Raw genomic sequence first — 19,812 nt, forward strand, 5'->3', positions numbered from 1 at the left:
TATCCTTTCTTATGTGTCTACTTATTTAAAACATGTTTCACTTTTTCCTGTCTACTTTTTTAGTATATGTCCAAAAAATATAGAATTTAGAGCTAGTCAATTGGCAACAGTTATAGATAAACCTGAAGTGCTTAAAATAACGGATTTATCTGCAGGCTATAAAAAAGATAGACTTGCTTTAAAAGAGCTGAATTTTTCTGCAAAGAGTGGGGAAGTTATTGCATTGACTGGTGGTAATGGGGAAGGAAAGACCACGTTGGCCCGTGTTTTACGCATGGAAAATGGAAAAATATGTGAGGATTATGACCTTTTTCATATTGCTAAAAAATATAAGAATACAAAGGAGAGTCTTATGACATAAGAAAAAATGAAAGTTAAGAATATAATTACAATTGCGATTTTTACTGTTTTAATTTATGTACTTTTTCGAATAGTATCCCTTACGGCACTGGTTCCCTTTCTATATCCCTATGTGCCAGCAATTACACTCATTCCATGTGGTGTAATCTGGGCTTATTTGCGTGTAAAGGTACCCAAAAGATATGGGATTTTGATACAATGTACATTACTTGCAATACTAACATTTATTGGTGGTTCTCCTTGGTTTATTGATCTGGGACTTTTTGTGGGAGGTATAGCTGCTGAAATAATATCTGGAATTGGAAGTTATAAAAATTTCAAGTTAAATACTTTTGGATACACTGTTTTTGGTTTGATTTTTAGTTTTGGTAGCTTTGGTGTAATGCTTTTAGCAAGATCCTATTATTTAAATTATGTAGAAAGTTTAGGAATGAAAATGGATCATATTGAGAGTGTGCTATTTCTTGTTACCTGGCAAACATTTTTATTATGTTGTGTTTTTGTAGTGATTACTTCCACTATAAGAAGTATGCTTCTTGGAAAGCGCATGCTAAAAAAACACTTTGAAAAAGCATCTACTGTTTAGTAAGAATTATACATGTTTGATAAAATATTATCATAATATTAAGTATAACATTAGTCACTATAGTAGTGGGCGGTCGTTCTATTAAGCTAGCCAATAAATGTTGCTGTTGGAGATACAATCTCTGATACCTTTACTGACTCTAATATGGCTCAAACTGTAGCAATGCAGATTTCTAGAGGAGAAGTTAATGCTGTATTGACACCATCAATGGTAGAAAAACATTTAACTTAAATTTATATTATAGCAATATACGTGATATGAAAGGGATTGATTTTTTTACACATCTTTGGGTTTTACAAATTGAAGGGAATTTACTAACTGATCTTCCAGCAAGTATAGGTAATATTAGTAGTTTTAGCGATACCTTAAATACTTTAAGTTTTAATATTATGATTCCCGATCTATCTCAAAGGCAGTTGGTGCTAAAGCCAGGATTAAATGCTTTCACAGATTAAATGCTTTCACAATTAAAAAGGAAAGTGATTTGCTTAATTTGGATTTATTTAATATGGTAGAGCTTGGTGATAGTAGCAGTGTGTCCCTCGATCAAAATTATATTTTGGAAAACTATAGAGATGAAAATAGTAAGCCGATTGAATTTATTGAATTGAACTTAAATATAGTAGAATAAGCTTTAAGCTTTGATTTAAATGGGGGGGACAGGGAGATAGTACCTGTTTTAGAAGGGGAAACAGGAGTAGCTGTAAATAAACCTACAAAAGAAGGTTTTATTTTTAGTGGTTGTGGAATACTTTAGAGGATTGTAGTGGCGTTAACTGGCTACTAGGAACGACACCTATGTTAGGAAGATACGGTAGTAAATGAAGAGCCGGCATCACCACAACGCAAGACAATGATGATACTCTTATTTCCAAGGTAAGTTAACTCAAACAGGAGGCTATGGCACTATAGTAATTAGTATAATGATTCTAATAAGTGGTTTCTTAGTAATTTTTAAAAGATTACAAGGCAGTAACTAAATTTTTTTATAGTCACGTGTAATAATTTGTTTAGCTATTATTGACATTATGCTTCAAAAGCATTACAATCGTATGTGAATAGACTGTATTTTAGATAGTCTTTAATAGTGTAGAAACTGTGATTGAAGGCAGTAGTTTATTTTAAAAGCTAAAAGCGAGTTGACGATGGTGAAAGGTCAGTAGTTAGTAGGAGTAAATGAAAATCACTTCTGAGTTCCAGGCTGAACAGCAATAAGTAGGTTTTGGCGGTTTTCCAACGTTATATGGAACGCGTATGATAGTATGTGTAACAGGTGGTATGGAAGTATTGGTAGACTTTTGTCCTTTTACAAGGGCGAAAGTCTTTTTTGAATTAAAATTAGTGCTTGATTGATATAGTTTTAAGGGAGGTAAATAATGTATAAAAAAGTGTCAACGGATTTAAATTTTGTTGAAAGAGAAAAAAATATTGAAAAATTTTGGGAAGAAAACCATATTTTTGAAAAAAGTATAGATTTAAAAAAAGATGGGGAGATATATACTTTTTATGATGGACCACCAACAGCTAACGGCAAGCCACATATTGGTCATGTTTTAACTCGTGTGATTAAAGATATGATACCAAGATATCAAACCATGAAAGGAAAAATGGTGCCCCGTAAGGCTGGCTGGGATACCCATGGTTTACCTATAGAATTAGAAGTTGAAAAATTACTAGGTTTAGATGGAAAAGAACAAATTGAAGCTTATGGTTTAGAACCATTTATTAAACATTGTAAGGAAAGTGTTTGGAAATATAAGGAAATGTGGGAAGATTTCTCAAAAACAGTTGGATTTTGGGCTGATATGGATAATCCTTATGTGACTTATGATAATGATTTTATCGAGTCAGAATGGTGGGTTTTAAAAATAATCTGGGAAAAGGGATTATTGTATAAAGGCCATAAAATTGTACCTTACTGTCCTCGTTGTGGAACACCTTTATCCAGTCATGAGGTTTCTCAAGGATACAAAGATATTAAGGAAAAGTCAGCTATTGTAAGATTTAAAGTTAAAGATGAAGAAGCTTTTCTTTTAGCATGGACAACAACTCCTTGGACATTGCCATCTAACGTAGCACTTTGTGTAAATCCAAATGAGAACTATGTAAAAGTAGAAGCTGAAGATACTATTTATTATTTAGCAGAAGCTCTTTGTGATACTGTTTTTGATGGTATGTATAGAATTATTGATTCTTATACTGGCAAAGATTTAGAATATAAAGAATACGAACCATTGTTTGATTTTGGTGATCTCAATGGGGAAAAAGGCTATTATGTAACTTGTGCAGACTATGTAACATTATCTGATGGGACAGGTGTTGTACATATTGCACCTGCTTTTGGTGAGGATGATGCCCAAGTCGGCAGAATCTACGACTTGCCATTTTTACAATTGGTAGACAGTAAAGGTGAGATGACAGCAGAAACCCCATGGGCTGGTGTTTTTTGTAAGGATGCTGATAAATTGGTTTTACAGGATCTTGAAATGAGAGGCCTTTTATTTGCTGCTCCTAATTTTGAGCATAGCTATCCTCACTGTTGGCGTTGTGATACACCATTAATCTATTATGCAAGAGAATCATGGTTCATTAAAATGACTGATGTCAAAGACGATTTAATAAAAAATAATAACACAATCAATTGGATTCCAGAAAGTATTGGTAAAGGTCGTTTTGGAGACTGGCTAGAAAATGTCCAAGATTGGAGTATCAGTAGAGACCGTTACTGGGGAACCCCTTTAAATATTTGGGAATGTCCATGTGGTCATCAGCATTCCATTGGTAGTATTGAGGAGTTAAAATCATTATCGAACAATTGCCCAGAAGATATTGAGCTACATATACCTTATATTGATGCTGTCACATTTACTTGTGAAAAGTGTGGACACGAAATGCGCCGAGTGCCAGAAGTTATTGACTGCTGGTTTGATTCAGGGGCTATGCCTTTTGCACAACATCACTATCCATTTGAAAAAAAAGATATCTTCGAGGAACAGTTTCCAGCGGATTTTATTTCTGAAGCTGTTGACCAAACTAGAGGTTGGTTTTACTCTTTATTAGCAATTTCTACCTTGATTTTTAATAAAGCACCTTATAAGAACGTTATTGTTATGGGCCATGTACAAGATGAAAAAGGGCAAAAAATGTCTAAATCAAAAGGCAATGCTGTGGATCCTTTTAATGCATTAGAAACTTATGGTGCAGATGCTATTCGTTGGTATTTCTATATTAATAGTGCTCCATGGTTACCCAATAGATTTCATGGCAAAACAGTAATGGAAGGTCAGCGAAAGTTTATGGGTACTCTTTGGAATACTTATGCTTTCTTTGTTCTCTATGCTAACATTGATAGCTTTAATGCAACAGAGTACAAATTAGAATATGATAAATTGTCAGTAATGGATAAATGGCTACTGTCAAAATTAAATACAATGGTTAAGACAGTTGATCAGAATTTTAGTGAGTATAAAATTCCAAAAACTGCTAAAGCTTTGCAACAATTTGTTGATGAAATGAGTAATTGGTATGTCCGTAGAAGTCGTGAAAGATTCTGGGTAAAGGATATGCCTCAGGATAAAATTAATGCTTATATGACTCTTTATACTGCACTTGTAACAGTTGCTAAAGCAGCGGCGCCTATGGTACCATTTATGACAGAAGATATTTATCAAAATCTTGTGAGAAGTATTGATGAATTTGCTCCTGAAAGTATTCATCTTTGTGATTTTCCAGATGCTGAAGAATCAATGATTGATGAAACACTGGAAGTTAATATGGATAGTGTACTTCAAGTTGTTGTCTTGGGACGCGCTTGTAGAAATGCTGCTAATGTTAAAAACAGACAACCTATTTGCAGTATGCTTATAAAGGCTGATTTTGAGTTATCATTATTTTTCATTGATATTATCAAAGATGAACTCAATGTTAAAAATGTTATTTTTACAAGTGATGTTGAAGGATTTATTTCCTATAGTATTAAACCTCAACTTAAGACATTAGGTCCTAAGTTTGGTAAACAATTAGGTAGCATTCGTAAAGCTTTAGACACTATTGATGTTGAAAAAGCAATGATTGAAATAAAAGATAAAGGTTCTTTAGGATTGGATTTAGATGGGGAAACAGTTACTTTATTAACAGAAGGTTTAATAATTGATACTAACAATAAAGAAGGCTATGTATCTGAAAGTGATAATGGCGTAACTGTTGTTTTAGACATTAATTTATCAGATGATTTACTTGAAGAAGGCTTTGTAAGAGAGCTAATAAGTAAAATCCAAACTATGAGAAAAGAAGCTGGTTTTGAAGTTATGGACAGAATCAATGTGTATGCTTCAAATAATGAAAAAGCAGTAGCTATTTTTAATAAGTTTAAAGAAGATATTAAATCGGAAGTGCTGGCTTTAGATATTATTTTGAATGAAGTAAAAGGATATGAAAAAGAATGGAATATTAATGGTGAGACTGTTTTATTGGCAGTTGAAAAACGATAATTAGTGAATTAATGGGCGTTGGACTTTAGTCCGATGCTCATTTTCTTAATAGAATAGAAAACGGTTATTGACATATGACTATAAAAGCGTATAATGTAAATATAGCTAGAATATATTATTTTGGAAGGAAGAGATATAATATGAAAGTTGCAATTACACATGATAATGGTCAAGTTTACCAGCATTTTGGTTACACCAAGGAATTTAAAGTATATTCTATTGAAGATAATAAAATTATTTCCGAAGAAATAATTTCTTCAAATGGAAGTGGACATGGTGCATTAGCAGACTTTTTAGCTGGCCAAGATATTGCAGTGTTGATTTGTGGTGGCATTGGTGGTGGTGCTAAAACTGCTTTAGATGAAGCTGGTATTACATTATATTGCGGTGTGGAAGGTGATGTTGATGTGCAAATAGCTGATTATTTAGGAGAATGTTTAAATCATGATCCTAATACTTTGTGTAATCATCACAATCATGAAGAAGGTCATACCTGTAGTCATTAAATTTTCAAGTAAAAGGAGTATCAAACTAAAATTTGATACTCCTTTTTTTATTTAGTTAATACTATTACTTTTGATGAAAATTTGCCAATTTCTCCATAATGTTTTTTGCTATGCATATTTATTTTATAGATAATGATAAGGAGAAAAATAATTATGCTAATAATAATGACTACATTTTCTATGAATTTGAATCAGGAGATGACTTTTTAAATAGTATTTGGTAAAGTTTTGATTTACTTTTTATTGATACTATACTAGGGACAAATGATGGTGTTGAGGTAGTAAAGAAATTCAGCTTGCGTAATGAAAAAGCAATTCTTGATTTATTTTAACTACATACACATAACTATATTGTTAAAGACGCTTTTGATAAGAAATTAGAATCAGGAATATCTTAAATTTTATCAAAGCTAAGGGATTACTTGAAATTAAAATATCTGACTTTATTCTCTATATTTAGATTGCTAAGAGAGGATCTAAAATATTTATACAATTCAGAGCTACTGAAGGCATTAAGGAGTGGAGATGCCAATAATCATTAAAAGAAATATACAATAAGCTAAAAATGTAAGGCTTTGAGTATGTGTACAGTAGTTATATTGTAAATCTGTCTACAATCATCAAGGCCAGTAAAAAAACATTTTCCTAACAGGTAATATTCACTTAAATTAAATGTTGCGCAATCAAAATAGAGGCTATTTAAATGTGCAATAACTCAATTTTTTAATTTATAATATAGACGTGGTAAATAAGAGTATCAATCATCTTTGGTACTCTTTTTTTAAGATTCATTTAAGGTCCATCCATTAAGAGAAACAACTGGATTTATTTGTGATAAAACTGCTTGACGTGTGTTCTTTAGTGCAGTCGTAACAGAAAGTGTCGTTAATAAAACATTGGCTAAAATAAATACGATTAACAATAAAATTAAGCTATTTGCCTTTCTTCTGACTACACTAATAAATGCTCTTTTTGAAAAATTCGTTTCTTGCCTCCTTATTTTTATACTATTAGTTTAATGTAGATTATCAAAAGATGATGAAAAATCCAGAAGGTGCTATGGAAACTATAAGCAGTGATCAGGCAAACCAAGTCTACGAGAAAACTAAAGACTTGTTAAAGAATTATGATTATTCCATGTCAGCAATGGGAGAAGGATCTTCTGAATTAAAGGGCTCAGATTTACCAGAATCTGGTAATTTTAGTTTCAGTATTGGCGATAATGTAATGTTGCCGTTAACTGGAACTAAAATGCATAAGCCTTTAGAAGTCGATTCTGGTGATGCGAAACTAATTAAAGGAAATGGTTTTACTGATGATGATATTAAGAATAGCGCAAGAAAAGGATTGATATCAAAAGAATTAGCTGAAAAAATAATTTAGATGTTGGTTCCACAATCAAAATTAATATGCCTATTTATGATGCATCAAGTATGTCATCAGGTGGTGGCATGCCAAAAGTTCTTGGTAAAGTTGAAGAAGATATAGAAGTTGCAGGAATTTTAAATTATAGTTTAATTGATAAATATATTAAGGATAATAAAGACGTAAAAAATGTTGATCCAAACGATTATATTAGCGCTCAGCAAAAAGCCGATGGTATCGTTTTGCCCAATACGATTTTAAAAAGTTTACTGGATAAAGAAAGTGTAGAATCGGAAAAAATAGGGGCTCAAAAAAATGCTGATATTGAAAAAGGGAAATATAGTGTAGTTCCTGTTTATACATTAAAAGATTATAAGGATTTAGAAAAATTCACTGAAATGGTGAGGACTATTATTCCTAGTGATAATATACAAGCAAAAAGTGCATCGGATTCTTATGCTCAAGTAGCTAAGCCATTATAATCTATGTAAAGCTTATTGGATATAGTTTTTGGTATTACCGTTGTTGCTAGTGTAATAATTTTAAGCTTAGTATTATGTATATTTATTGAGACTTAATCCAAAAAGATTAATGTAGAAAGGAGTTATTATGGAAGCATTATTAAAAGTAAAAGATTTAGAATATTATTACCAAGATGGTGAAACCAGACGTCATATTTTTAAGAATTTTAATTACACATTTGAAAAAGGAAAATTTTATGCTATTTTAGGTCAGTCAGGATCTGGCAAGACAACATTACTTTCTATTCTTAGTGGTATGGATACCCAGACAAAAGGTGAAGTCTATTACGAGGGTCAAGCCATTGAACCAATTGGCATAAATAAGTATCGTCGCAATTATACTGGAATGGTTTTTCAAAGCTTTAATTTAATACCTTATATGACTGCTCAAGAAAACTTATTGACAGCCATGTCTATTACAGATGATAAGGTTAATGATGAAAAAATGTGGCCTATAATCTGTTGGACTTTATGGGCATTGTTAGCACAAAAGCTAATCGTTTAGTAACTAAATTATCAGGGGGTGAGCAACAGAGAGTTGCAATAGCTAGAGCCTTAGCAACCAATGTCAATTTGATTTTAGCCGATGAGCCTACTGGAAATCTTGATGTAGACACAGAAATCTCAATTATTGATATATTTAAAAATCTAGCAGAATAACATGAAAAATGTGTTATTGTAGTTACCCATTCTAAGGAAGTAGCTAATCATGCAGATGTTATTATTAATTTATCAGATAAGGATGGTTCTCTCAATGAGTGACTTCTTAAATAAATTTTCTAAAACTCAATACTCAGATAAAAATCAGAATAAAGGGTTAGAAGATAAAAAAGATTTGCCTTTAAAGGAACATCAAAAAACTGAATCCATTTCGCCTCCTCGAAGAAATATAGAGAATTTTGAAAAAAGATGTATCTTATGGTAAAAAAAGAAGTTAAAAATAGGAATTGGGATTGGAGCAACGTTAGTTGTCCTAATCTCAATAATCTTAATTTTTGTAGCAATGAATACAATTACGATGGCTCAATTTGAAAAAAAGAAAACCATTGAAGATATGCGGGTATGGGCGTTGCAAAATAAGATTACTTTAAATGAAACATTTGAGTATACTAAAGAAGTGGATGAAAATTATATGCTTGAGCAATCGGTTCCAGCTGATAAGAAAATTCAGAAAGGCAGTACTGTAGATGTTAAAATATCAAAAGGTGCAGATCCAGAAGAAAAAATTCCTTTGCCTGATTTTGCTAGTATGAATGGTACGCAAATTGAGGAATGGAAAGAAAAAAGCCAATAATGTTACAATTTCTAAAGAATTTAATGATGATATTGAGAAAAATAAATTTATTAAAATGGAATTGAAAGATAAGGATATTGTGCCAGAAGATTATAGAAGGAAAAATAAGATTACTGTATCTGTTTCTAAAGGAAAAGAAGTATTTGAAAAGAATATTGAAGTTCCTGATTTTGAAGATAAAACAAAGGCTGATGTTAAAGATTGGGCTGAAAAAGAAGGGGTTATTGTCGAGTTTTTAGAACAGGCAAATGACGATATAGATAAAGGCGGTTGTTATATCACAAAATATTGCAGCCAAAGAGAAAATTGCTAAGAAAGATACTATTAAAGTCACAATTTCTTTAGGTAAGATAATATATGCCCCTTCTTTTTATGGTTTAGATGAGACTACAGCTCAAAGTTTAACAAGTAGCAAAGGAGTTAATGCTACTGTTTTGCATTATTATCATAATGAAGTTTTGGCAAATCAATTAATTAGCCAGTCTATTGCTGTAGGAGGAAAAGTTCAAGATTCATTAATTTTAACATATTCTCTTGGCAAACCCTTTACTGGCAATTTTAAAGGTCAGCCCGTTAGCACATTATTAGATTTAATTAATGAAATGAATCAAAAAGGTGCTAATATCAATTATTTTATAAATTATGTAAATGGCAATGGAGCCCATGAGGGAAATGTAGTTTTTACATCTGTTAATAGTACCTTTATTAATACTGGTACAACAATTAATATTGATGTAAGCAACGGTAATTAAAAAGAAGGCTATACATGAAGATTATTTATCCGTTATAATGGGTTAAGGAGAAAAAATGCGTGTATTAATTGTAGAAGATGAACCTTTTATGGCAGAAGCAATAGAGGCAGTATTAAAAAAGAATAATTATAGTGTGGATCTTGCATTTGATGGAGAATACGGTTTAGACTGTGCTTTAAGTGAAATATATGATGTGGTTATTTTAGATATTATGCTTCCTAAAATAGATGGCTTTAGAGTTGTTCAGACTATGAGAAGGAATGAAGAATTAATGGCCCGTATTCGGGCCTTGATTCGAAGGCAACCTCAGATTAGGAATTTAAATTATTTAGTATATGAGGATTTAGTATTATATCCCTTTCTTTTGAAAATTACTTGCAATAATAAAGAAATAGCAATAACTTTAAAAGAAAGTCAAGTTCTTGAAATACTTTTTAGCAATAAAAATCAAATTGTTTCAAAAAATATATTAATTGAGAGGATTTGGGGTTATGAGAGCAATACAGAGGACAATCATGTTGAAGTGTATATTTCATTTTTAAGAAAAAATTGCAGTATTTAAATTCTAAGGTTTTGATTAAAACAAAAAGAGGTTTGGGCTATATTTTGGATACTATGGTGGAGTAAATTATGTTCAAAAAAATAAAGTTTAAATTTATAGCTTTGAATATGACAATCATAACGATTTTTATGGTTGTTACTTTTGGTGTTATTTATTTTATGACTGCCAACAGTATTGCTACAAAAATAATGCTCAGCTTAACAGCTATTTTTCACCTATAATGGCTAAGTTATAGTTCAATGGAATTGCCAGTTGTTGACAAAAGCCAAATTACGAGCCTGGTTGCTATTAATACAGGTTTTGAGGGGACCAACATTTCTAATACAGTTTTTTCAATATTATTAGATGAGAATAATAATATTATTAACGAGACAGATTTAACAAATAAGCAGATTGATGAGTTGTTTTTAAAGAAGACTTTGTCGATATCCTTTACTTTAAACTCAGAAAATGGAACTATTAAAATTGCAGATTCTACTTTTCTTTTTTCTATGAAAAGTCTTCAAGTTTTTGAATATTCTGGACACTTTAATAATAGTAACTATGGTATAGTTTACACTGATTTAGCTACAGATAATTCTAAAACCTTCAAACAAATCATATTTTTAGACATTACTGAATCACAATTAACATTATCAACTTTATTAAGTTCATTATTATTAGTAGGTGCTAGTATGTTAATTGCGATTTTTGGAATCAGTTTTTCTTTGCAAAAAAGGATCTTAGTCCTATTATTAATTCATAGAATAAACAAAATCAATTTATTGCGGATGCTTCTCATGAGTTTAAAACACCAATTGCAATTATTCAAGCTAATGCAGATGTTTTGTTAGCAAACCAAGGGGATTCAATTGCAAATCAAAAAAATGGATTAATCATATTCAGTATGAGGCTAAAAGAATGAATCTCCTAGTGGAAGATTTACTACATTTAGCTCAATCAGAAGATGAAAACATTATTTTTCAGAAAACTTTAGTCAATATTACAGAGGCTTTAGAAGGGTTACTTATTTCATTGGAGGCAATTGCTTATGAAAAGCAAATTGTTTTTGAAAATAGAATTGAAAAAAATCTTACGACAATTGGAGATTCAGTAATAATTAAGCAAATCTTGATGATTCTTTTAGATAATGGAATAAAGTATGCTCCAAAAGGAAACCGAATGAAAATTGCTTTAATAGATACTGGCAAATATCTTAAATTTACAATTATCAATAGTTCGGTGCCAAGTCAAATGATTGATGAAAATAAAATATTTAATAGTTTCTGTAGAGCGGATAGTTCAAGAGAGCATAGTCAAGGTGGTTACGGATTAGGTCTAGCAATTGCTAAGTCCTTTATTGAAAAGTTAGGGGGCGTATTTCCTTTAATGAAAGTAATGGAGAAATTATATTTACAGTACTTTTTCTAAAAGCTTAATAATATTTTTAAAGCTTTAATTATTTAAAATTAAACCCTGTTTGGTCGCATGCCGTCACTTAAAACCCGTCTATGACAGGTGGGTGCTCTCCTTTGAACTTCACGCTTCCTTCATCTGGTAAACCAGGAGGTCTGCAATCCTGAGCAAAGAGGCTAAGCTCCCATTAATTACTTTGCGGAATTAAATAAACGACACACGACCCAGCAGGGTTTAAAGAACAAATCTTTGTTGTTTATTAATAATACGATAATAATTTGAATAGGTCAACAGAGAATTTCAATAGGTGTTTTTTATTTTATAAAAGACATATATATAATGAATTAATTTAGTGAGTAATGTTGCTAGCAAATAGAAGTATTAAGTGTTATTAGACAGCAGGTTCAGTATTTAATAATAACATATGAAATGCAATTTGCTTTTGAGATTTCTGACAGAATAATATTTATGGATGAAGGACAAATTATTGAAGAAAGTTCTCCAAAAGAAGTTTTTCTTAAAATAAAAGAGGAAAAACAAAACAATTTCTTAGACAAACCAAGGTAATCTCTGATTACACTATATAATTAAATATTGATGAAAGTAAAAAAGCAACTATATTATGGTTGCTTTTTTACTTTTTATTGCCCGTGGGGTTTTAGCTAACTTTATAGTATAATAGTAGCAAAAATAGAAATAAAAATTAAGGAGTGATTGAATGAACAGGAAGCAAACTGTAACAAGCCCTATCTATCAAATAATAGCTGTTGATATTGCTTCTAAAATAGTAACAGGTGAATATCAAGAAGGAAATAAACTTTTTGCTCGCTCTACCTTGGCGGAGTAATATAGTGTCAGTCCTGAAACCTCTAGGAGAGCCATTTCCATTTTAGCGGACATGGGTATTGTGAAGAGCGTTAAAGGCAGTGGTATTACAATTATTTCCAAGTAGAAAGCTATTGCTTTTGTTGAACAGTTTCAGGAAATTAAAACAGTTAAAGAATTGAAAAAAGAAATTTCGGATATTGTTGAAAAACAGGAAAATGAAAACAGATTGCTTAAAGTTCATTTAGTTGATTTACTAGAGAGAGTGGACAGGTTAAGATTTACAAATCCTTTTATGCCTTTTGATATTACTTTAAAGAAGGAAGCTCAGTATTTAGGTAAAAATTACTGGGATATAAAATTTTGGCATCATACTAATGCCACGGTAATTGCTATAAAAAGGGGTAGTGATTTGTTAATTTCCCCTGGTCCTTATGCCCTTTTAGAAGAACAGGATATTATCTATTTTATTGGGAATAAAAATGCTTATGGTCTGGTACACAGCTTTTTATATTCTGATAAAATTTAAAAATAAAATATAGTTGTGCGTCATGAAATTTTGACTTAAGTAACAACTTATATTTTAATATAAGTTGTTACTTTTATTTATGAGGGGAGTGATTCACATTGATTGAATTCAAAAATGTAAGTAAGAAGTACAAATCAGAAGTTGTTTCAAAAGATATGTCCTTAACTATAGAAGATGGTAGTTTTATTGCCATTATATGTCCTAGTGGTTGCGGAAAGACAACAACACTAAAGATGATTAATAGACTCATAAAATCTACCAGTGGTACTATTTATTTAAATGGCAAAGATATTATGGGCAATGGATCCTATTAAGTTGCGTAGAAGCATGGGGTATGTTATACAGCAAACAGGTTTGTTTCCCCATATGACTATTAAACAGAATCTAGAGTTAATTCTAAAGCTAGAAAAGAATTCAGCGGAAGAGATAATGGCCAGAATTAGTGAGATTATGGAATTGATTGATATGGATCCAGAACTTTATTTGGAATCTTATCCCAATGAATTAAGTGGAGGACAACAGCAAAGAATAGGTGTTGCTAGGGCTTTAGTTACTAATCCTGATATTTATTTTAATGGATGAACCTTTTAGTGCTCTTGATCCAATTACCAGAAATCAATTAGAAGATGAGTTAATTTCTTTACATGCTCAACTTAAGAAAACAATTATTTTTGTTACCCATGATATGGATGAGGCTATTAAAATTGCTTCAAAAATCTGTATTATGAATGAAGGTGAAATTGTACAATTTGATACACCAGAAAATATATTGAAACATCCTAAAAATCAATTTGTTAGTGACTTTTTAGGTAAAGATCGAATCTGGGCTTCTCCAGAAATAATTAAGGCTGAAGATATTATGATAAAAAATCCAGTAACCTGTCGTTTAGAAACCTCAGTGATTAAATCTATGGAAAAATGAGACAGTTTAAAACGGAAAGTCTTATGGTTGTAGACAAAAAGCATAAGCTTTTAGGAATTTTAAATGCTAAAAATATCCGTTCTGCTGATGTCAATTTAACAGCTGGTGATTTAATGAAAAAAGATTTTTCTTGGGTCTCAGCTGATGATTCTCTTGTAGATGTTATTGGGATTATAAATAATGTAGACGTTTCTAATGTTCCTGTTGTTAATAGCCAGGGGATTTTAATTGGACTTGTAACCAATAGTAGTTTAATCAGTACTTTTAGTGAGCAATTTATTGATCATAGTAAAGAGGAGAGGGTATGAAATGGGATTTATTGAATACATTCAAAATAATATGGATATTATTATTACTTTACTCATTCAACGCCTTTTCTTGTCTTTTATTGCAGTAGCTTTAGCTATAATTATTGGGGTGCCTATTGGTATTCTAATAGCTTATGTACGTAAGTTGGACAAACCTGTTTTAAAAGCGGCAAGTGTTATTCAAGCAGTGCCTAGTATCGCCTTACTTGGATTTATGATTCCTTTTCTCGGTATTGGAACATTACCAGCAGTGGTAATGGTTGTATTGTATTCATTGTTACCTATTATTAAAAATACTTATATTGGCATTCAAGGAATTAATCCAGAGATGATTGAGGCTGCTAAAGGCATTGGCTTAAAAAGAAATCAAATATTAAGAAAAATTCAGATACCATTAGCATTGCCAGTTATTATGGCTGGTATTAGAGTGTCAGCAGTTACAGCTGTTGGTCTGATTACTATTGCTGCTTTTGTAGGAGGCGGTGGCTTAGGGTATCTTGTATTTTCAGGTATTAGGACTGTTAATAACTACCAAATTTTAGCTGGTGCAATTCCTGCTTGTATCTTAGCTTTACTCATTGATTATATATTTGCAATAATTGAAAAAGCAGTTACGCCTAAGAGCCTACAACCAAAAGCAAAAGGGTAATCAAGAATGCATCCTATTATTAAAAGAACGATTGCTATTGTAGCAGTAGTAGCAGTAGTAGCAGTAGTAGCAGTAGTAGCAGTAGTAGCAGTAGTAGCAGTAGTAGCAGTAGTAGCAGTAGTAGCAGTAGTAGCAGTAGTAGCAGTAGTAGCAGTAGTAGCAGTAGTAGCAGTAGTTATAGGTGGCATTATTTATGGTGTTAATAAATCAGAACAAAAAGAAAACTCAATTATAATTAGTGGTGAAGATTATACGGAGCAGGAAATTCTCTGTCATATGATTTCAGATTTAATTGAAGATCGGACTAATATTAATGTAGACTGAAAACCATCTTTAGGAGGCACAACAAATAACTTTGCTGCAATTACTAGTAATGAAGTGGATATGTATGTGGAATATTCAGGTACTGCATATGGGGATGTGTTAAAGCATGAGCCTATTTCAGATATTAAAAAAGTGTATGAAACAGCTAAAAAAGAATATAAAGAAAAATACAATATTGATGTGTTGACACAATTTAGTTTTAATAATACCTATGCTATTGGTGTACGAGCTGATACTGCTGAAACTTACAAGCTTAAAACTATTAGTGATTTACAAAAAGTATCAGGGGATTTAGTATTGTCTGCAACTTTAGAATTTTTAAATCGGGAAGATGATCTACTAGGTCTTGAAAAACTATATAATTTAAAGTTTAAGAAAACACTAGGTGTTGATGGAGGGCCTCGTTACATTGCTTTAATGAATAATGAAAGTGATGCAGTGGATGTATTTACAACTGATGGGTTAATTAAAAAAGTTTAATTTAGTTGTTTTAGAAGATGATAAAAAGTTCTTCCCTCCTTATTATGCGATGCCTATTGTAAGAGGTGAGATTTTAGAAAAGCATCCTGAAATTATTCCTGTTATGGATGAGTTGGGTCCTTACTTGACTAATGAGGTTATGACAGATTTAAATTATAGAGCAGATGAATTAAATAAGAGACCAGCTAATGTAGCAAGAGGCTTCTTAGTTTCCAATAATCTTTTGAAAAATAATTAGTATTATTCAGTAATCAAAAATATAAATAACCTCTGGAATTCCAGAGGTTATTTATATTTAAAATGAAACTATGGTATACTAATATCAATTATCTTGAAGGGAGCTCGCAAGTTATTAAGAAAATTCTTATGATTATTATTAACATTATTATTTTAATAACTGGTTTTACTCTTATCATTCAAACTATAAATATTTCAAAAATAGTTAATTTCAATTTAGGTGTCATTTTACCTGCAATTATAGGGGTTATTTTGATTTTAATAGTTATTTTTCAAAGACCTTTAAAAAGGTTAACAAGAAAAGGGGTTGGGAAAGTACTTAAAATTATAGCGATTGCTTTAATTAGTTTCTATTTACTTGCTATGGCTGGTCTTTTAATTAATGTTCAAATTAATAAGAATAAGGTGCCTAGCTACAAGGCTGAGGCAGTTATTGTTTTAGGAGCTGGTTTAAATGGGGCAAAACCCTCTCTTCAATTACAGAAGAGATTAAATAAGGCAATTGAATTTAACCAAGAAAATAAAAATGCAATTATGGTAGTTTCTGGAGGACAAGGGGCTGATGAGCTAATTTCTGAGGCAGAAGCTATGAAAATCTATTTAGTTGAAAAAGGATTACCTGAAGATAGAATTATTATGGAAAGTCAATCAAAAAGCACCTATGAAAACTTTGTATTTTCAAAGGAAATACTTGATAAGAAGTACAATGGAAATTCCTATAATACTATTTTTATTACCAATGACTTTCATGTACTAAGAGCCAGTATTATTGCTGATAGAAGTGGGTTTAAAAATATTGAAGGCATAGGCAGTGACTCTTTTACCCAGTCTATTCTCAATGATTATTTGAGAGAGGGATTAGCTGTTATTAAAACATTTATAATTGGTAAGTAAAATAAAGATATTAAGTGAGAACCTCTTATTTAAAGACTTTTTCTTGTCTCTTAATTGACTTTGTTTAGAGATAATATTATACTAAAGCAAGAAGCTAATAACATAAGCCCGTAAAGAATAGAGGTATAATTAATGGAAACTAAGAAGTTTTTAGATGTTCTAAATAAAGAGTTAAAGGTTGCTTTAGGTTGTACAGAACCTATTGCTATAGCTTATGGTGCTGCCTTGGCTATGAAATATGTTAAAGGAGAAGAAGCTTTAGATATTAAGGTTAATGCCAGTGGTAATGTGATTAAAAATGCCATGGCTGTATCTATACCTGGTACTAGTAGTTCTGGGATTAATTTAGCGGCAGCTTTAGGAGCCTTGTTAAATAGTGATGCTGGGCAACAATTAGAAGTTTTGTCAGGCTTAAAAAAACAGGATATAGAAGATGCTAAAAGTATGGTTTCAGAAGGATTGGTGACTGTTAATGTTGCTTCTTCTAAGAAAAAACTTTACATAGAGATTATAGTAACAACGGAAATATCTCAAAGTAGAGTAGTCATTGAAGATGGTCATACTAATGTGGTTTTAATTGAAGTTGATGGAAATGAAATTATTAATAAGAGAAGCAGAGAAGAACTTGTAGAGGCTACCCCTAGTTATGATTTTATGAATCTTAATACTATTTGGGAATTTGTTAATAAAAGTGATATAAATGATTTAGATATAATTAGAGAAAGTATTTCTTTAAATAAGGAAATTGCTATGGAAGGCTTAGAATACAACCATGGTTTAGGCGTTGGTAAAAATATTGCCATGTATATTGAAAAAGGACTTCTAGGAGATGATCTTGCTAATAGAGCCATGGCTTTAACGGCTGCTGGGTCTGATGCTAGAATGGATGGCGCTACAAAAAGTGTTATGAGTAATTCAGGTAGTGGCAACCAAGGTATATTAGCCGCCTTACCTGTAGTTGCTATTGGTGAAAAAATAGGGATTACAGAGAACCAATTAATCAGAGGGGTTCTTTTGAGTCACTTAATCACAATATATATTAAATCAAAATTTGGCGTACTTTCTGCATTATGTGGTGCTACTATTGCAGGTACAGGGGCCAGTTGTGGTATTGCCTACCTATTAGATGGCAATTTAGAAGCAGTAAAATATGCGGTTCAAAATATGCTAGGCAATGTTACTGGTATGGTCTGTGATGGCGCAAAAGCGGGATGTGCGCTTAAGGTATCAACGTGTACAAACGCTGCTGTGCAAGCAGCCATATTAGCTGTTGAAGGCTTATCTGTTCATTCTACAGAAGGTATTGTGGAAGCTGATCCAGAAAAAACAATTGATAATGTCTGTAGCTTGGCTAATGATGGTACTGTTGAAGTCGATAAAATAATTTTAAATATTATGCTTAAAAAAGGTTTATGTTAATTTCTATTAAATAAAAATGGAGTGTTATTAACACTCCATTTTTAATCTAAAATATAAAAATTACTGATGTAATTTGTGTTATAATTAAAATTATCTAAAATATATATGCAGAAAAATCGGAAATGAAATAATAAAATAGCCATTACAGAAACAGAAGCTACTGGAAGAATGTCAATAGAGTAGATAGAAAAAGTGAAATTAAGTTTTAATAGAAGTGAAAAAATAGTCTTCTTTGGAATTAGGAGAAAGAATGTTATTAGCAGAGTGGGGACGTATAGGGGGTTGTAGAAGCCCTCAATGTGTTCAAAGCAGGAAAGCTTAATTTGAGCAAAGGAAGAAAAAGACCTACGAAGAATTTCTTCTTTTTTCATATATTTAAAAAGGACTCAACGACAGCATTGTCCCAAGGATGAGAAAGCTTAGAAAAAGATTGAATGATACCAAAAGAATCAAGGAGCTTTCTAAAGATAAAAGAAGTATATTAGGAACCTCTGTCAGAATGAAAAATAAGAGAAGTAGAAGGTTTTTGAGAATAAAAGGCTTTGATAAAAGTATCCTTAACAAGAGAAGTATCAATTTTAAGAGAGAGCTTCCAAGCAATAATTTTACGAGAAAATAAATCCATAATAACACAGAGATAAGCAAAAGAGGCATTTAAATTAATATAGGTAATGTCACTAGCCCAGACTTGATTGGGCTGAGGAACATTAAAATTTTGATTTAGGTAGTTAGGGCAATCAAAATTGGGAATAGACCTCGGATGAATAAACCGAAGTTTGATAGTAGGCATTTTAGGAAGATTCATGTCAGTCATCAGGCGGCTCGCTCTACCAATACTGATGTTGATGCCATAGTCATAGGAAAGAAGAGCCTTAATCTTAGATGGGCCAATACGTCTCTTAGTAAGATGACAAATCTCCGAGAATAAGCTGACGGAGTTTTTAATTCTCAATAGTTCTAGGAGAAAGTTTTTCCGAAAAGTATTTGTAATAGGAGCTGCGGTTCACTTTAAGGACATGACAAAGAAAAGAGATAGCGTGCTGAAAACGAAGGGTATGAACAGCCATTAATCTTTGTCTGAGTGAGGCGTGAATATGGCAATTGCTTTTTTTAAAATGATATTTTCCTCCTAGAGTCGAGCATTACGCTTTTGAAGATCCTTAATCTGCTTAGCGGTTAGAATAGTATCATCATCAATTCTAACCTGAGAATAAAGTTTAATCCACTTGTGTAAAGCAGACATGGAGACACCATATTCTTTAGAAAGTTGGGATTGAGTTTTACCGTTTTGGTGTAAATTAACAATACTTTTTTTAAATTCTTCATCGTATTTCTTGTAATTATTCATAATTTTATCCTTTCTTATGTGTCTACTTATTTAAAACATGTTTCAC

24 protein-coding genes, 1 other RNA gene and 4 pseudogenes are annotated in these 19,812 nt (G+C 31.5%); 26 read left to right on the top strand and 3 right to left on the bottom strand.

The features are described from left to right. The first annotated feature begins 13 nt into the window (after positions 1 to 13). The 5 genes from AZF37_RS02125 (at position 14) to AZF37_RS02145 (ending at position 5,942) form a co-directional block, all read left to right on the top strand. Positions 14 to 361, top strand: a complete 348-nt coding sequence (locus tag AZF37_RS02125) for an ATP-binding cassette domain-containing protein (protein ID WP_162473826.1) — start codon at positions 14 to 16, stop codon at positions 359 to 361. A 6-nt stretch (positions 362 to 367) separates the two neighbouring features. Continuing rightward, positions 368 to 946: an MptD family putative ECF transporter S component gene (locus AZF37_RS02130; protein WP_088369373.1), complete on the top strand. Its 579-nt coding sequence runs from the start codon at positions 368 to 370 to the stop codon at positions 944 to 946. A gap of 257 nt (positions 947 to 1,203) precedes the next feature. Beyond that, positions 1,204 to 1,401, top strand: a complete 198-nt coding sequence (locus AZF37_RS02135; RefSeq protein WP_088369374.1) for a hypothetical protein — start codon at positions 1,204 to 1,206, stop codon at positions 1,399 to 1,401. 921 nt (positions 1,402 to 2,322) lie between these two features. Beyond that, positions 2,323 to 5,436, top strand: a complete 3,114-nt coding sequence (gene ileS / locus AZF37_RS02140; protein ID WP_088369375.1) for an isoleucine--tRNA ligase — start codon at positions 2,323 to 2,325, stop codon at positions 5,434 to 5,436. 140 nt (positions 5,437 to 5,576) lie between these two features. Next, on the top strand, positions 5,577 to 5,942 hold the full coding sequence (locus tag AZF37_RS02145) for a NifB/NifX family molybdenum-iron cluster-binding protein (RefSeq protein ID WP_088369376.1): 366 nt from the start codon (positions 5,577 to 5,579) through the stop codon (positions 5,940 to 5,942). 781 nt (positions 5,943 to 6,723) lie between these two features. Here the strand turns inward: AZF37_RS02145 and AZF37_RS10265 are convergent. Beyond that, a complete protein-coding gene (locus AZF37_RS10265; RefSeq protein ID WP_162473827.1) occupies positions 6,724 to 6,864 on the bottom strand; it encodes a hypothetical protein in 141 nt (46 codons plus the stop codon). Positions 6,865 to 6,977: 113 nt separating this feature from the next. On the opposite strand from AZF37_RS10265, the gene AZF37_RS02150 reads away from it, so the two are divergent. From AZF37_RS02150 to AZF37_RS02200, 12 genes and pseudogenes are all read left to right on the top strand, one after another. Continuing rightward, on the top strand, positions 6,978 to 7,325 hold the full coding sequence (locus tag AZF37_RS02150) for a hypothetical protein (RefSeq protein WP_088369377.1): 348 nt from the start codon (positions 6,978 to 6,980) through the stop codon (positions 7,323 to 7,325). Between the two features lie 26 nt (positions 7,326 to 7,351). Further along, complete coding sequence (locus AZF37_RS02155; protein ID WP_088369378.1) at positions 7,352 to 7,789, top strand: hypothetical protein; 438 nt, start codon at positions 7,352 to 7,354, stop codon at positions 7,787 to 7,789. Positions 7,790 to 7,916: 127 nt separating this feature from the next. Then, a pseudogene (locus tag AZF37_RS02160) lies at positions 7,917 to 8,590 on the top strand (ABC transporter ATP-binding protein). Then, complete coding sequence (locus tag AZF37_RS02165) at positions 8,544 to 8,753, top strand: hypothetical protein (RefSeq protein WP_172793064.1); 210 nt, start codon at positions 8,544 to 8,546, stop codon at positions 8,751 to 8,753. The pseudogene AZF37_RS02160 and the gene AZF37_RS02165 overlap by 47 nt, the downstream one beginning before the upstream one ends. Positions 8,754 to 8,831: 78 nt before the next feature. After that, complete coding sequence (locus tag AZF37_RS02170; RefSeq protein ID WP_088369380.1) at positions 8,832 to 9,122, top strand: PASTA domain-containing protein; 291 nt, start codon at positions 8,832 to 8,834, stop codon at positions 9,120 to 9,122. Continuing rightward, positions 9,082 to 9,435 carry a hypothetical protein gene (locus AZF37_RS02175; RefSeq protein ID WP_162473829.1) on the top strand — a complete coding sequence of 118 codons (354 nt, stop codon included), beginning with the start codon at positions 9,082 to 9,084 and terminating at the stop codon, positions 9,433 to 9,435. Before AZF37_RS02170 ends, AZF37_RS02175 begins: the two co-directional genes overlap by 41 nt. Positions 9,436 to 9,556: 121 nt before the next feature. Continuing rightward, positions 9,557 to 9,874 carry a hypothetical protein gene (locus AZF37_RS02180; protein WP_088369382.1) on the top strand — a complete coding sequence of 106 codons (318 nt, stop codon included), beginning with the start codon at positions 9,557 to 9,559 and terminating at the stop codon, positions 9,872 to 9,874. 55 nt (positions 9,875 to 9,929) lie between these two features. Next, positions 9,930 to 10,436 carry a response regulator transcription factor gene (locus tag AZF37_RS02185; RefSeq protein WP_342668678.1) on the top strand — a complete coding sequence of 169 codons (507 nt, stop codon included), beginning with the start codon at positions 9,930 to 9,932 and terminating at the stop codon, positions 10,434 to 10,436. 68 nt (positions 10,437 to 10,504) lie between these two features. Then, the gene (locus AZF37_RS10270; RefSeq protein ID WP_162473830.1) at positions 10,505 to 10,657 is read left to right on the top strand and encodes a hypothetical protein; all 153 of its coding nucleotides are present in this window, start codon (positions 10,505 to 10,507) and stop codon (positions 10,655 to 10,657) included. An 18-nt stretch (positions 10,658 to 10,675) separates the two neighbouring features. Next, positions 10,676 to 11,269 (top strand): hypothetical protein, encoded by a 594-nt coding sequence (locus AZF37_RS02190; RefSeq protein ID WP_088369383.1) that lies wholly within the window; start codon positions 10,676 to 10,678, stop codon positions 11,267 to 11,269. After that, on the top strand, positions 11,200 to 11,340 hold the full coding sequence (locus AZF37_RS13075; protein WP_088370639.1) for a hypothetical protein: 141 nt from the start codon (positions 11,200 to 11,202) through the stop codon (positions 11,338 to 11,340). The genes AZF37_RS02190 and AZF37_RS13075 overlap by 70 nt, the downstream gene beginning before the upstream one ends. Then, entirely contained in the window at positions 11,337 to 11,846 is a 510-nt protein-coding gene (locus tag AZF37_RS02200) for a sensor histidine kinase (protein ID WP_088369384.1), read from the top strand. Before AZF37_RS13075 ends, AZF37_RS02200 begins: the two co-directional genes overlap by 4 nt. 38 nt (positions 11,847 to 11,884) lie before the next feature. Here the strand turns inward: AZF37_RS02200 and ssrS are convergent. Further along, positions 11,885 to 12,068, bottom strand: a non-coding RNA gene (gene ssrS / locus AZF37_RS02205) — 6S RNA. Positions 12,069 to 12,549: 481 nt separating this feature from the next. Between ssrS and AZF37_RS12110 the strand changes: the two genes are divergently transcribed. From AZF37_RS12110 to AZF37_RS02240, 9 genes and pseudogenes are all read left to right on the top strand, one after another. Next, a complete protein-coding gene (locus AZF37_RS12110; RefSeq protein ID WP_281178893.1) occupies positions 12,550 to 12,678 on the top strand; it encodes a GntR family transcriptional regulator in 129 nt (42 codons plus the stop codon). Positions 12,679 to 12,834: 156 nt separating this feature from the next. Beyond that, positions 12,835 to 13,185, top strand: coding sequence for a cation:proton antiporter regulatory subunit (locus AZF37_RS11345; protein ID WP_245612015.1), 351 nt, complete (start codon positions 12,835 to 12,837; stop codon positions 13,183 to 13,185). A 98-nt stretch (positions 13,186 to 13,283) separates the two neighbouring features. After that, positions 13,284 to 14,415: pseudogene (locus AZF37_RS02215) on the top strand (ABC transporter ATP-binding protein). Between the two features lies 1 nt (position 14,416). Then, positions 14,417 to 15,061: pseudogene (locus tag AZF37_RS02225) on the top strand (ABC transporter permease); the annotation flags it as partial. Positions 15,062 to 15,070: 9 nt separating this feature from the next. Then, on the top strand, positions 15,071 to 15,388 hold the full coding sequence (locus AZF37_RS11350; RefSeq protein WP_245612016.1) for a hypothetical protein: 318 nt from the start codon (positions 15,071 to 15,073) through the stop codon (positions 15,386 to 15,388). Between the two features lie 60 nt (positions 15,389 to 15,448). Beyond that, complete coding sequence (locus tag AZF37_RS12115) at positions 15,449 to 15,868, top strand: glycine betaine ABC transporter substrate-binding protein (protein ID WP_342668700.1); 420 nt, start codon at positions 15,449 to 15,451, stop codon at positions 15,866 to 15,868. 49 nt (positions 15,869 to 15,917) lie between these two features. Beyond that, positions 15,918 to 16,106, top strand: a complete 189-nt coding sequence (locus AZF37_RS12120) for a glycine betaine ABC transporter substrate-binding protein (protein ID WP_281178895.1) — start codon at positions 15,918 to 15,920, stop codon at positions 16,104 to 16,106. A 128-nt stretch (positions 16,107 to 16,234) separates the two neighbouring features. Next, positions 16,235 to 16,999, top strand: coding sequence for a YdcF family protein (locus tag AZF37_RS02235; protein WP_162473831.1), 765 nt, complete (start codon positions 16,235 to 16,237; stop codon positions 16,997 to 16,999). Between the two features lie 132 nt (positions 17,000 to 17,131). Beyond that, positions 17,132 to 18,418, top strand: coding sequence for an L-cysteine desulfidase family protein (locus tag AZF37_RS02240; RefSeq protein ID WP_088369388.1), 1,287 nt, complete (start codon positions 17,132 to 17,134; stop codon positions 18,416 to 18,418). 198 nt (positions 18,419 to 18,616) lie between these two features. Here AZF37_RS02240 and AZF37_RS02245 read toward each other — a convergent pair. Then, positions 18,617 to 19,766: pseudogene (locus AZF37_RS02245) on the bottom strand (IS3 family transposase). Positions 19,767 to 19,812: the final 46 nt, after the last annotated feature.

This window comes from endosymbiont 'TC1' of Trimyema compressum, assembly GCF_001584725.1.
Classification (GTDB): domain Bacteria; phylum Bacillota; class TC1; order TC1; family TC1; genus TC1.

Bases quoted from the DNA above. Each gene is read 5' to 3' on its own strand.
- AZF37_RS11350 (WP_245612016.1), top strand. From the start codon at position 15,071: ATGCATCCTATTATTAAAAGAACGATTGCTATTGTAGCAGTAGTAGCA.
- AZF37_RS02190 (WP_088369383.1), top strand. From the start codon at position 10,676: ATGGAATTGCCAGTTGTTGACAAAAGCCAAATTACGAGCCTGGTTGCT.
- AZF37_RS02185 (WP_342668678.1), top strand. From the start codon at position 9,930: ATGCGTGTATTAATTGTAGAAGATGAACCTTTTATGGCAGAAGCAATA.
- AZF37_RS10270 (WP_162473830.1), top strand. From the start codon at position 10,505: ATGTTCAAAAAAATAAAGTTTAAATTTATAGCTTTGAATATGACAATC.
- AZF37_RS12110 (WP_281178893.1), top strand. From the start codon at position 12,550: ATGAACAGGAAGCAAACTGTAACAAGCCCTATCTATCAAATAATAGCT.
- AZF37_RS02175 (WP_162473829.1), top strand. From the start codon at position 9,082: ATGGTACGCAAATTGAGGAATGGAAAGAAAAAAGCCAATAATGTTACA.
- AZF37_RS12120 (WP_281178895.1), top strand. From the start codon at position 15,918: ATGCCTATTGTAAGAGGTGAGATTTTAGAAAAGCATCCTGAAATTATT.
- AZF37_RS02200 (WP_088369384.1), top strand. From the start codon at position 11,337: ATGAATCTCCTAGTGGAAGATTTACTACATTTAGCTCAATCAGAAGAT.
- ileS (WP_088369375.1), top strand. From the start codon at position 2,323: ATGTATAAAAAAGTGTCAACGGATTTAAATTTTGTTGAAAGAGAAAAA.
- AZF37_RS02165 (WP_172793064.1), top strand. From the start codon at position 8,544: ATGTTATTATTAATTTATCAGATAAGGATGGTTCTCTCAATGAGTGAC.
- AZF37_RS02170 (WP_088369380.1), top strand. From the start codon at position 8,832: ATGAATACAATTACGATGGCTCAATTTGAAAAAAAGAAAACCATTGAA.
- AZF37_RS12115 (WP_342668700.1), top strand. From the start codon at position 15,449: ATGTATGTGGAATATTCAGGTACTGCATATGGGGATGTGTTAAAGCAT.
- AZF37_RS02235 (WP_162473831.1), top strand. From the start codon at position 16,235: ATGATTATTATTAACATTATTATTTTAATAACTGGTTTTACTCTTATC.
- AZF37_RS02150 (WP_088369377.1), top strand. From the start codon at position 6,978: ATGATGAAAAATCCAGAAGGTGCTATGGAAACTATAAGCAGTGATCAG.
- AZF37_RS02155 (WP_088369378.1), top strand. From the start codon at position 7,352: ATGCCTATTTATGATGCATCAAGTATGTCATCAGGTGGTGGCATGCCA.
- AZF37_RS02240 (WP_088369388.1), top strand. From the start codon at position 17,132: ATGGAAACTAAGAAGTTTTTAGATGTTCTAAATAAAGAGTTAAAGGTT.
- AZF37_RS02135 (WP_088369374.1), top strand. From the start codon at position 1,204: ATGAAAGGGATTGATTTTTTTACACATCTTTGGGTTTTACAAATTGAA.
- AZF37_RS02130 (WP_088369373.1), top strand. From the start codon at position 368: ATGAAAGTTAAGAATATAATTACAATTGCGATTTTTACTGTTTTAATT.
- AZF37_RS02145 (WP_088369376.1), top strand. From the start codon at position 5,577: ATGAAAGTTGCAATTACACATGATAATGGTCAAGTTTACCAGCATTTT.